Source organism: Brachybacterium sp. B718/18, assembly GCF_055454375.1.
On record NZ_JBVDDO010000012.1, the window covers coordinates 18,473 to 30,098 of the forward strand.

Consider the following 11,626-nt stretch of genomic DNA (forward strand, 5'->3'; position numbering starts at 1 on the left):
CTTTGCGATCTTAGCCGGGTGCCGCATGCGGAGCCGTGTCCGTGCCCTCTGTTCTCGCTGGCTGTGCACTTACCCACCACCGGGCGGCGTCCGTTCACCTTGGGGTTTTCCCTTGTACAGCTCGGTGGTTGCGCATTGTATGCCGCCATACGTACGAGGCGATATATGGGCTAGCACCGGAGACGACCTGCGAGACCTCGACGTGCTCGCGACCTACAAGGACGGGCAGCGGGTGTTATCGGCCTGAGCACCCGCCTACGATGGCCGGGCCCACCCATCACCGAGAGGGTCCTCGTGTCTCCGACTGACTCCGCGCCGCTGCGCATCCGGGTGACGAACCTGGACTCGGTGCATCAGGCGCAGACCTGGCGTCGGCACGGGCCGCAGGAGGCGATCGACCGGACCGTCTCCATGATCCGCTCGGCGCTGCTGCTCAGCGAGCAGATCATCGTGGACCGCAACCAGCTGCTCGACGGCGTGGTGCTGCTCGCCCTCGGACCGGAGGGCCTGCGCTGGCACCTCGGCCTGCCCCGCCACGCGCCACTGCCGCTGGTCGTCACCGGCTCCGCTCCCCCGGGCGCGGACGCGATCGATGTCAACGAGCAGCTCGCCGCCGTCACCAGCCCGGCCTTCACCTCCGCCGCCCGCGCGGCCCTCACCCGTGAGCCCGCACCGGGCAGCGCGTGGGAATGGCTCCTCCCGCCGATGCGCGACCCCGCCGCAACCCGTCTGCCGGCACGAGATGCGGCGACCCCCGTCGGCCGCAGCCTCGAGGACGACCTGCGCGCGGCGCGCATCGCCTGGGCGCACGCCATGACCCGCGGTGAGATGACCACCGCGCCCTGGACCCAGATCTCCCAGGTCCCCGCCCCCTTACCCGGCGACCGTGTGCTCGCACAGCATCCCGTGCTCGCCGCCCTCGTCGACCTCGACGAGGTGCCGACCCGCCGCGGCGAGGTGCTCGACCTCCTCGCCGCCCAGCGCGGCCAGCACGGCGACGCCGCATGCCGCCACGCCTTCCGCTGGTGGACCCGCCGCTACTACGACGCGATCTGCGACGCCGACGACGACTACCGGATCAGCTTCCGCTCCACCGGCGGCGAGGCGTGGCAGGAGGTCACTCCCCCGCGCACCCGCCTCGCCGTGATGCGCTCCCGCCTGTCGACCCGCGAGGTGCCGCCGCGCCAGGAAATCCCCTTCGAGGGAGAGATCGTCGACAACATGCGGCTGATCTCCCCGTTCGTGTTCCAGCAGCTGCGGCTCACCTCCCCGCGACGCATCCACGACTTCTGGGACCACCCCAGCAACCGCAAGATCTGGGACCTCGCCCTCACCATCCGCCAGCACGTCAGCACCCCGTGGTGGCACCGCGGCCACACCATCGCCTGGATCGCCGTGAAGTTCGCGGCGATCCTCACCGTCGCGCTGCTGCTCGGCTTCCGGGACCTCGAGATCCTGCCCACCGACAACGGCTGGTGGCTCGCGTTCTGGGCCGTGATCGCGTTCGTGATCGGCGTCCCCTGGGGGATGCTCCAGGAGCTCGGCTCCATGAGCGGCTACACCATGACCGCCACGCTCCGCATCGCCGACGACGGGCCCGACGACATGAGCACCCGCGGCCCCTCGCCGGCCCGAGCACGGACCATGGCGGCGAACCCGCCGCAGAGCGAGCACCCGGACGTGCCGAGGGACGTGCCAGCGGCCCCGACGGGGGCCGAGCCGCCGGTCGGACCGACGGACGTCCAGCGCCCGGCGCCGGATCCCGGCCCCGCCTGGGACGAGGTGTGGCGGGCCGACGGCTTCGACCTCACCATGGAACGGCTCCACGGCGGCACCCAGCATCGCGTGAGCGCCCACGGCGGCAGGCCGGGCGCAGTGGCGCTCTGCCGTCGGACCCGCGACGGCGCGCAGGAGACGCTGCTGGTGCGAGTGCGGCGGACCGTCGTCGGCCGGGAACTATGGGAGCTGCCCCGCGGCTTCGGCGACCCCGCCGACCCGGACCCGCAGCACACCGCGCTGCGCGAATACCGCGAGGAGACCGGGCTGTCCGCGACAGTGGCCCGCACCCTCGGCGTGATCCATCCCGACTCGGGCCTGCTCCGCGCCGCCGTGCACGTGGTCCGGCTCGAGGATCAGCCCGAGGCGACCCCGCGGCCCGGCGACGGCGAGGTCGAGGCCCGACGCTGGTGCAGCGACGAGCAGATTCGCGCCCTGATCCGCGAGGGCGAGATCGCCGACGGCATCACCCTCTCCGCGCTGCTGCTCGCCGGGCTCGGGAACTGAGGTAAACGGTGTCTGTCCCTCTCGATCGCCGCGATGGCCAAGCCGTCTTCTGGCTCGACGTACTGGTCGAGGAGACACGGTTCCTCATCGCCGCGACGGTTCACCAGCACCGGGGAGTCATTGCGACCCGGAACAGCGCACCACGCAACGACTTTCGGGCGAGGGACGCCCGCATCTTCCGGCGGAGGACTGCAGAGCATCTGACGGGCGTCAGCGCGCGCCTCCGCCAAGGTCTGGACACGGTCCCCTGACAGTTTGGCCCGCCCTCACCGACCAACGGTTGGCGGTGCGACACCCTTCCGCCGCAGTCCCACTGACTTGAGTCGGTGGTCGGAGTCTCAGTGGCAATCGGCCGAGTCACGCGTGCGCGTGCGCGTCTGCCGCATCGCCCCGTCGGCCGCCTCTCTTCAGTCGCCGCCCGGCGCGGGATCGCGTCACGCCGGTGGCGTCGATCGACCACGTCGCCAGAGCAACGCCGCGAGGACGGAGCCGGTGACCCCCGCGGCGATGTCGAGGGCCGTGTCCGCGGGTGCCGTGTAGATCGCGGAGTCCACCCACCTCGAGCCCGCCAGCTCCATCCCCTCCCACACCACGGCCGCCGCGACCCCGCACCGCACGATCGTCGCGGCGGAGGGTCCCGCGGGGCGCAGCACCCGCGCGATCAGCACCGCGAGCAGGCCGTTCGCCGCGAGATGCGTGGGGATGTCCCACCAGGGGATCCGCTCGAACAGGAGCAGGAACGAGCTCACGGCGGCGGACAGGCACACCGCGGAGCAGCCGATCTCCCACGCCAGGGGCAAGGAGGAGCGCCAGGCGACCACCTGGGCCAGGGCGACCAGCATCGAGACCGCGCACTCCACCCACATCCCGAGCCCCGCGAAGACGGCGGCGAGGGCGAGACCCGACCAACGCACCGGCAACAGGGCGAGCGCACGGACCCGCGGCCGGCGCGCGTCGGCCCTCGCACCCGGCGTCGCCCCGGTCCTCGCCGCGTCGCGCAGCTCGGGGCTCATCGGGTGTCCGCCGCCTGCTCGAGGGGCGAGGTCCGTCCGGCGATCACGGCCCGCCCGTCGATCGCTCGCTGCGCCTCGGCGCCGTGGGCGGCGCGGCCGAGGTGGAGGCGCTCGGCCCATCGGTCCCACGGCCGCTGCCGGGCCCAGTTCCGTCGGAGCGTGCTCACCGCGCGTCTGCCGCGCAGCGTCGCGAGGCGGCCGGGGACCAGTGCCCGCGGGGACATCCCCACGTGCGTCCGCCACGCCAGCAGCACGTCCTCCTCGGGCGCGACGCGGAAGGAGAGGTCCATGTCGTCGTGGACCCCCGCATCCAGGGACACCTCGTCCCGCACCCGCTCCCACCAGTCCCGGCGCATCGACATGGTGGTGCCGAAGGCGGGGAGGTGGCCGAGGGCCGCTCCCGTGCACAGCATGTACGCCCCGAGATAGGCGATCGCGGCGACCGCTCCCCAGGGGCGCGGGAGCAGGAAAGTCGCCGGACCGGTGACGAGCGCGACGGAGCGTCCGCCGTCGCGGTGGGCCTGCTGATGGGCCGCGACCCATCCCTCCGGGAGCCGGCTGTCGGCGTCGCAGCGCAGGATCAGGTCCCCGCGGGCGGCGTCGTAGCCCGCGGCCGCCGCGGCCGGGATCCCCGGCGCCGGCTCGACGACCAGGCGGCAGCCCGCCCGTCGGGCGACCTCCGCACTGTCGTCGCGCGACCCGTTGTCCACCACGATGACCTCGGCGGGAGGATGGGTCTGCGCGGCGAGATCGGCGAGCAGGTGCCGCAGGTGCCACGCGTCGTCCTTCACGGGGACCACCACGGAGCAGCACGGATCCGGCGCCGCGGGCGCCGGGCGCCTACTGCTCATCAGCATCACCGGAGGTCCCCAGCTCGTCCAGGGAATGGTGGAGGCGGCGCAGGAAGTCGATGACGACGGCCCGTTCCTGGGCGGTCATGTCCTCGGCGACGGCCATCATGCGCGCGTGCATCGCGCGCAGCCGCCGCTGCACGCGGCGGTGCGCCAGCGCCGTGGGGACGACGGTCGTGGATCGTCGGTCCGTCGGATGGGGCGTGCGCTCGACGTACCCGTCCCGCACCAGTCGATCCACCAGCGCGCTGACCGACGCCCCCGAGATCGAGAGCCGCTCGGCGAGGTCCCGCTGGCGGATCCGGCGGCCGTCGGCGTCGGCCGCGAGCAGCAGCCGCAGCGCGAGCAGATCCTTCTCTCCCATGCCCATGTCGTCCCGGAGTTGCGAGCGCATGCGGGAGTTCGACTCCTGATACCGGCGCAGCTCGTCCAGCAGCTCGACGGCAGTGGCCGTGCCGGGTCTCCCGGCGCCGTACCAGTAGCCGCCGGGGCTCGCCGCCCGCGAGATCTGCTCCACCATCCCGGATCACTCTCCCCTCGCACCGATTGACACCGACACCCGGATTCGTTAGCCTCTCTAATAGTTAGATTAGCAAATGAGTGCCGGGTCGTCGAGCCCGCCGACCTGAAGAGGCCCCATGAGCGCGATCACAGACGCCGCACCTCCCGCCTCGCGAGGGATCGGTGCGATCACCAACGAGCCCGACTCCGCCGACGAACAGCCCGCCGGACCCGTGGAGACGGCGGAGGCGCCGACGGATCCCGTCTGGGAGAAGGCGGCGGCCCGGGCGGGATCGCGCGCCACTCGGCGCGCCCGGGCGCTGCCCGCCATCGCCTCGGCGCAGTTCTCGATCCTCGGCACGCCGCAGGCCCCCGCCCTGGAGGCGAGTGTGGGGATCCGCGCGAGCGCCGATTTCGCGAAGACGGTCGACGCGGTCATGGAACGCATCGTCCCCGACGTCGAGAAGGCCCTCGGGCACGACGTCCTCCGCACCGAGATCGACTTCTTCATCGCCCCGGCCCTGCCGTCCCTGACCCGCTCGGCGTCCCCGACCACGGTGCTCACCATCGTCTGACCGAGCCGCGGTGAGGATCCCTCCGTCGCCGCGCGCTCCCCGTCGGCCGCGCCGTGGCGGTCGAGACCCGCATCGAAGGTTTTGCCCGCTGTACTTCCAGAAGCGGAAGCCCAGCGGGCAAAACCCTGAGGCGGCGCGGCTGTTGGGCGGGTCCGCTGTCCACTGAAGGGATCTCAGCGGCACGAGGCCTGCATAGAGCAGGCCTCGCGCCGCTCACGTCCCGTTGATGGACCGAATTCCGGGCGGAGACAGGCCAAGCCGGACGGTACGGGACTCCCCCACCGACCCCTTCAGCCAGGCGTAACCCTTCTCGGCGGTCTGCAGCAGGTAGGCGCGGACCTCCTCACCGGTGTCCTGCCGCGGCAGCGTGATCGAGTAGCCGCCCACCTCGCTGATCGCCTCGGTGCAGCCCACGAAGATCTCCGGGTGGTGCGGCGAGATCGCCGACGGCGTCACCTTCTCCGCACTGCTGCTCGCCTGATTCGGGGACTGAGGTTCTCACTGTGCGAACAGGGTCGGAGGCAGGAGAGAGGTGCGGAAGGGTAGCCGGCAGGCAGCCGTCATCCCTTGATCGCGCCGAAGATGACCCCCTTGGTGAAGTGTCGCTGCACGAAGGGGTACACGAGCAGGATCGGCACGAGAGCGAACACCACGATCGCCATCTTCAGCGCAAGGCTGGCAGGAGGTCGAGCGCCGGCGACACCGGCGGGGGTGAGCTCTGAGCCCGGGAGCTCGACGCCCTCGAGGACGTAGGAGCGCAGCACCATCTGGAGAGGCCACTTGGCACTGTCCTGCAGGTAGAGCATCGCATTGAAGAAGGCATTCCAGTACCCGACGCCGTAGAACAGCGCGACCACCGCGATCACCGCGGTGGACATCGGCAGCACGATGGTGGCGAGGATCCTGAACTCCCCAGCGCCATCGATGCGCGCGGCCTCGAGGATCCCGGTGTCGATGCCCATGAAGAAGGCGCGCAGGATGAGGATGTTGAACGCTGAGACAGCACCCGGCAGGATCAACGAGAGATAGGTGTCGATCAGGCCGAGCTCGGAGACCACCAGGTAGGTCGGGATCATGCCGGCCGAGAAGAACATCGTGATCAGGAACAGGAACAGGATCGGTCGATGCAGGAGGGAAGTGGTTCGGCTCAGTCCGTAGGCGGCGAGCACCGAGACGGTGGTCGACAGCAGGGTTCCGGCCGCGGTCACGCCCACGCTGACCAGGATCGAGCGAGTGACCACTCCCCCGCTGAGGATGGCCGAGTACGCGGACAGGGTGAGCTCACCGGGAACCAGCACCATGCCTCCGGCTTCGGTGATGGTGGCCTCCGAGGAGAGCGACGTCAGCACCACGGTGTACAGGGGGAGCACCACGACCAGCACGATCACGGTGAGCGTGAGCGCCTTCCCCACCCTCTCCACGAGCGTCGGCTCCTCCGCCCAGGCAGGCCGCTGATTGCGCCCGCCGACCCGGCGCCGCGGGCCGCCGGGACGACCCGGCCGGCCTCCACCGTCCGACGGATCGGTGGGCCCGAGGGCGTTCTGTGCCGTGGGGACGGCCTGATCGGCGATGCCGGATCCGGGCGCGTTCGTGCTCATCGGGACTCCCTCCGATAGACGCCGGCCTCACCGAAGACATGGGCCAGCTTGTTGGCGCCCAGCACCAGGATCAGCGAGACGATGCCCTTGATCAGGCCCGCTGCAGCTGCGTACGACCAGTCCCCTCCGATGACCCCTTGGTAGTAGACGTAGGTGTCGAGAACCTCCGCCGCACCCTGTCCCACCGCACCGCGCTGCAGGATCAGCTGCTCGAATCCGACGGTGAGGGCGTCGCCGAGGCGCAGGATCAGCAGCAGGATGATGGTGGGGCGGATCGCGGGCAGGGTGATCGACCACATCCGTCGCCACTTGCCCGCGCCGTCGACGGCCGCAGCTTCGTACTGGGCAGGGTCGATCGTGCTCAGGGCGGCGAGGAAGATGATCATGCCCCACCCGGCGTCTTTCCACACCGCCTGCGAGGTGACCAGGAGGAGGAAGGTGTCCGGGTTGGTCATGATCTCGATCGGTGCCATGCCGGCATCGCGCAGCATCCGGTTCAGCAGCCCGGCCCCACCGAGGATCTGCTGGAAGATCGTCACCACGAGAACCCAGGAGAAGAAGTGGGGCAGGTAGACGATGGACTGGATGGTGGTGCGAATCCACGGGGTGAGCACCGAGTTCAGCAGCAGCGCGAGGGCGATCGGCACCGGGAAGAAGAAGACCAGCTGGAACGTAGTGATCGCGAGGGTGTTGACCACCGCATCCCAGAAGGACGGAGTGCGGAAGACGCGCGCGAAGTTCTCCCAGCCGGCCCAGGGGTTCTCGAACAGCTGGACGTACGGCGAATAGTGCTGCCACGCGATCACGTTGCCGAGCATGGGCACGTACATGAAGACGATCATCAGGATCGCGGCGGGCAGGACCATCGCCAGCAGCGGCCAATCGCGCCGCAGCCGCTTGCCGAGCGGGATTCGCCGGCGCTCGATCGCACCGTCCACGCCACGCCGAGACGACGGGCTCGCGGAGCGGCCCCTCGGGGTCGCTCGGACGGAGCCCGATCCGCCTGCGGCCCCCCGGTCGGCAGTCATGAACCGAGCTCGTCGAGGATGGCCTGGTAGTACTCCCGCATCCGGTCACCTCCGGAGCTGCGCCAGGTCTCGACCGCCTGATCGAAGTCGTCCATCGACTTTCGTCCCCGCACCACATCCTTCTCGAGGTCGTACATCGGCTGATCGAGCGCCGCGTACTCGACGGGGCGCGGGATCTGCCGACCGTAGAAGGGGCCTTCGACCATGTGCTCGGTCTCGGCCGCCATCCATTCGCAGTACTCACGCACGTGGTCGGGGTCGGCGAAGTCGAACTTCGCGACCGGTCCGGTGACGAGCGTGGACAGCACCCCGGGATGCTCCTCGGCGAGCTGGTCGGTGGCGATGGGAACGCCCCCCTCGCCTCGCTCGAAGTGGACCCCCTCCGTGCCGAAGCTGACCCGCTCCCATTCCCTGGTGCCGAAAGGCGCGGCCAGGTAGTTCGCGATGCCGAGCAGCTCTTCGATGCGGCTCTCGTCGTCGGACTTCTTCAGGAAGCTGAAGAAGTTCGCCGCGTTGCCTGCGTAGCGGATCGGATCGGATCCCGTGGCCGACAGACCGCTCATCGGGACCTGGCGGTAGTCAGGGTTCGTCGCCTGGACACGCTTCATGGACTCACCCCATGCGCCCACGCCGTCGTAATGGATGGCGACCTGTCCCGACTCGAAGCGCTGCTTCGCGTCGCCGGAGTCAGCGGCGACGTCAGGATGGACCAGACCGTCCTCGAAGAGCTTGATCTGGAACTCGAGCGCGTCGCGGTACTCCTGGGTCTCCCACCGATAGATCAGCGACCCGTTATCGGACCTCCAGTCCGGCGGGGCCCCGAACAGCAGGTTCGGCGCCCCGACGTTCATATCGTTGATCGCCCACCGGTTGGCGCCGGGGTCGGTCAGCTCGCGGCAGACCTGCAGGAACTCCTCGGCCGTGGTCGGCGGCTGGAGGCCGAGAGAATCGAGGATGTCGGCGCGGTAGAAGATCGCATCGGTGACGATCTCGCCCGGGACGGGAATGCCATAGAGCTTTCCGCCGAAGACCCCGAACTCCCACGCGGCGGTCGGGAGGTTCGCGAGGTTCGGCCAGCGCGCGATGCCGTCACCGGCGAGGAACGGCGTGAGGTCCTGGAAGACGGACTCGACGGCCTGCGCGAAGCGCGGCGGCGGGTTCCACCCGAACACGGAGACCCAGTCCGCGACATCATCGGGAGAGGCGAAGACAGCGGCCTGCTTGTCGCGATAGTCGTTGCCGGTGGTCATCTGGTAGGTGAGTGTCGCGCCCAGAGCCTCGTCGAGTCCTTGGGTGAAGGCATTGTCCGGATTCGACTGGACCGCGCTCCAGGTGGGGACCATCAGCGAGAAGGTCCCGCCCGATCCGGGCGGGGCGTCGACCGTCTGCGGCAGGTCGGCGGGATAGGTCGTGTACCCGGGGGTCGAGCCGTTTTGGCCAGGGATGTCCGGCGTCACGGCAGTCTGCTCCGCATACGTGGGGAGTTCGACCTCCGCAGCGGCGGCGACGTCGTCGGCCGCCTGCTCGGAGGGCTCCTCCGCCCCGCAGGCCGCAAGGACCGGGAACAGCGCGGCGGTGCTCAGTCCAGCGAGGACCGTGCGACGGGAGGCGAAGGGGCGGGCGTCACCGGGTCGGGCGTTCATGAAGGGCTCCTCCGTTGCGAGCGGGCGCAGGCGGCTCTGCCTGTCTATGGACCTGATCCGTCCTCTGCGCCTAGAATGAGGCTGGTCACGGCTGGTTTACCGGTCCACCCTTCTTAGAGTAGGCCCCCCTCCGGCGCCCGTCAACGTGCCGACCGCTGGGTCGGTGGAACCGAACAGGGAGAGTCCATGAGCAGTCTGCGCGATGTGGCCTCAGCCGCCGGCGTCAGTCGGATGACGGTCTCGAACGTCATCAACGGACACCACCACAAGGTCTCCGCGGCGACGCTCGCGCGGGTCCGCCGCGTGATCGCGGATCTCGAGTACGTGCCCGATGCACAGGCTCGATCCCTTGCTGCAAGCCGGTCGCGGATGATCGGCGTGATCATCCACCACCCGGATGAGCGACGCGACCTGCTCGAGAATCCCCATGACGCGATCCTGCTCGGCGCGATCGAGCGAGCTGTCACAGCCCATGGCTATTCCCTCATCACCGCCTCCAGCGCGGACGTCGTCGCCACGGCGCGGAACGTGGGCTCATGGCGCACGGACGGGCTGATCATCTACGGCTCATTCGCCGATGAGATCAACGAGCTCGAGCGCACGCAGACCCAGCCGCTCGTCTTCCTCGACAACTACTCCCGCGACGACCACGTTCACCTGGTGGGCGTCGACGATCGCCACGGAGGGCTGCTGGCCGGGCAGCACCTCATCGAGCTCGGACACCGGCGTCTGGCCTTCGCGGGGCCGCTCGGCGCGACGGACGGAGTCGTCGCTCAGAGACTGGCAGGATTGCGCTCAGCAGTCGCCGCCGCGCCTGGGGTCGAGGTCACTCAGGTGCTGTCTGCGGACCATGGACCGCGCTCTGCCGCGCTGGTGGCCGAGCACCTCGTCGCCGAGCCCGACCGTCCCACCGCGGTCATCGCTGCAAGCGACACGCTCGCGGCTGAACTCGTGGGAGAACTGCTCGACCGCGGGGTGGACGTGCCCGGCCATGTGTCGGTCATCGGCTTCGACGACACCGCCGTCAGCCGGTGGATGCGCCCACAGCTCACGACGATCCGCCAGGACATCCCCGCAAAGGCATCGATGGCTGTCGAGGTGCTGCTCCGCCTCATCGGTGCGGACGCTGACGCGGAGGCTCCGTCTTCCACCCGCCTGCCGATGTCGCTGGTGCGCCGGCAGAGCACTGCTCCCCCCGGGTCCCGGTGATCCAGCGACGCCGTTGAGATAGGCCTGTTTACGTCAGTCTCGGACGGAGTCGACGGTGGACGCCTCTGTTCGTCGAGGAGGGTCGAGGTGGGACGTGAACCAGCGGGCGGATCGAGCGGTGAAGCGTTCTAGAGGGTCCCGTCCGCGGAATGCAGCCCATGTGGTGCAGGTGATGGCGAGCCCGAGGATCATGAGCACCCCTGCCGGCCCACCCCCGCCGGCAGACCCCTCAGCAGTCCCCGACCAGTCGCAGCAGCACCCGGGCGCCGAAGCGGATGGCGTCCACGGGGACGCGCTCGTCGATGCCGTGGAAGAGCGGGGCGAAGTCGAGGTCGGCGGGCAGCTGCAGCGGGGCGAAGCCGTAGCCGTCGATCCCGATCTGGGCGAGCTGCTTGTTGTCGGTGCCGGCGCTGAGGCAGTACGGGATTAGCTCGGCGCCCGGGTCCTCGGCGAGGATCGAGCGGTGCATCGCCTCGACGAACGCCGTCTCGTGCGGCGCGTCCAGGGACACCCCGATCTTGTCGATGATCACCTCGACGTGCTCGCCGGTGAGCTCGTCGAGGAGCGCGAGGAGGTCGTCCTGGTGCCCGGGCAGGAAGCGGCAGTCGAGCTCCGCCTCCGCGACCTGCGGGATGACGTTCCCCTTGTACCCGGCGTGGAAGGTGGTGACGTTCGCGGAGTCGGCGAGGGTGCCGGCCACGAACTGGCGCGCCCCGCCCAGCAGCGGCAGGAAGGAGTCCGCGTCGTCCTCGTGCCACTCGGTGCCGGTGATCTCGGAGACCCTGTCGAAGAGGGTGCGCACGCTCGCCACGTACTCGCGCGGGAACTCGTGCGCGTCGATCGCGGCGACCGCCTGGGAGAGGCGGACGATCGCGTTCTCGTCGTTGGGGACGGAGCCGTGGCCCGGGGGGGGGGGGGGGGGGGG

At 70.1% G+C, this 11,626-nt stretch carries 10 protein-coding genes and 1 pseudogene; 3 read left to right on the forward strand and 8 right to left on the reverse strand.

Annotation, left to right across the window (positions count from 1 at the left end; genetic code table 11):
* Nucleotides 1-294: 294 nt before the first annotated feature.
* The gene (locus ACZCAH_RS14200) at nt 295-2,283 is read left to right on the forward strand and encodes an NUDIX domain-containing protein (protein WP_464341706.1); all 1,989 of its coding nucleotides are present in this window, start codon (nt 295-297) and stop codon (nt 2,281-2,283) included.
* A gap of 434 nt (nt 2,284-2,717) precedes the next feature.
* Here the strand turns inward: ACZCAH_RS14200 and ACZCAH_RS14205 are convergent, their stop codons facing one another.
* From ACZCAH_RS14205 to ACZCAH_RS14215, 3 genes are read right to left on the reverse strand one after another with little or no spacing between them, the layout of a single operon-like run.
* Nucleotides 2,718-3,296 carry a DUF2238 domain-containing protein gene (locus tag ACZCAH_RS14205; protein ID WP_464341707.1) on the reverse strand — a complete coding sequence of 193 codons (579 nt, stop codon included), beginning with the start codon at nt 3,294-3,296 and terminating at the stop codon, nt 2,718-2,720.
* Nucleotides 3,293-4,147 (reverse strand): glycosyltransferase family 2 protein, encoded by an 855-nt coding sequence (locus ACZCAH_RS14210; protein ID WP_464341708.1) that lies wholly within the window; start codon nt 4,145-4,147, stop codon nt 3,293-3,295. Before ACZCAH_RS14210 ends, ACZCAH_RS14205 begins: the two co-directional genes overlap by 4 nt.
* Entirely contained in the window at nt 4,137-4,667 is a 531-nt protein-coding gene (locus tag ACZCAH_RS14215; protein WP_464341709.1) for a MarR family winged helix-turn-helix transcriptional regulator, read from the reverse strand. The genes ACZCAH_RS14210 and ACZCAH_RS14215 overlap by 11 nt, the downstream gene beginning before the upstream one ends.
* Nucleotides 4,668-4,785: 118 nt before the next feature.
* Between ACZCAH_RS14215 and ACZCAH_RS14220 the strand changes: the two genes are divergently transcribed.
* The gene (locus tag ACZCAH_RS14220; protein ID WP_464341710.1) at nt 4,786-5,223 is read left to right on the forward strand and encodes a hypothetical protein; all 438 of its coding nucleotides are present in this window, start codon (nt 4,786-4,788) and stop codon (nt 5,221-5,223) included.
* Between the two features lie 288 nt (nt 5,224-5,511).
* Here the strand turns inward: ACZCAH_RS14220 and ACZCAH_RS14225 are convergent.
* From ACZCAH_RS14225 to ACZCAH_RS14240, 4 genes and pseudogenes are all read right to left on the reverse strand, one after another.
* Nucleotides 5,512-5,655 (reverse strand): annotated as a pseudogene (locus ACZCAH_RS14225) (M20/M25/M40 family metallo-hydrolase); the annotation flags it as partial.
* Between the two features lie 128 nt (nt 5,656-5,783).
* The gene (locus tag ACZCAH_RS14230) at nt 5,784-6,821 is read right to left on the reverse strand and encodes a carbohydrate ABC transporter permease (protein WP_464341711.1); all 1,038 of its coding nucleotides are present in this window, start codon (nt 6,819-6,821) and stop codon (nt 5,784-5,786) included.
* Nucleotides 6,818-7,849, reverse strand: a complete 1,032-nt coding sequence (locus ACZCAH_RS14235; RefSeq protein ID WP_464341712.1) for an ABC transporter permease — start codon at nt 7,847-7,849, stop codon at nt 6,818-6,820. The genes ACZCAH_RS14230 and ACZCAH_RS14235 overlap by 4 nt, the downstream gene beginning before the upstream one ends.
* Nucleotides 7,846-9,492: a type 2 periplasmic-binding domain-containing protein gene (locus tag ACZCAH_RS14240; protein ID WP_464341713.1), complete on the reverse strand. Its 1,647-nt coding sequence runs from the start codon at nt 9,490-9,492 to the stop codon at nt 7,846-7,848. Before ACZCAH_RS14240 ends, ACZCAH_RS14235 begins: the two co-directional genes overlap by 4 nt.
* A 186-nt stretch (nt 9,493-9,678) precedes the next feature.
* On the opposite strand from ACZCAH_RS14240, the gene ACZCAH_RS14245 reads away from it, so the two are divergent.
* A complete protein-coding gene (locus ACZCAH_RS14245; protein WP_464341714.1) occupies nt 9,679-10,701 on the forward strand; it encodes a LacI family DNA-binding transcriptional regulator in 1,023 nt (340 codons plus the stop codon).
* A 229-nt stretch (nt 10,702-10,930) separates the two neighbouring features.
* Here the strand turns inward: ACZCAH_RS14245 and ACZCAH_RS14250 are convergent.
* Nucleotides 10,931-11,626, reverse strand: a 696-nt coding sequence (locus ACZCAH_RS14250) for a peptidase dimerization domain-containing protein (protein ID WP_464341715.1), incomplete at its 5' end; no start/stop codon positions are given.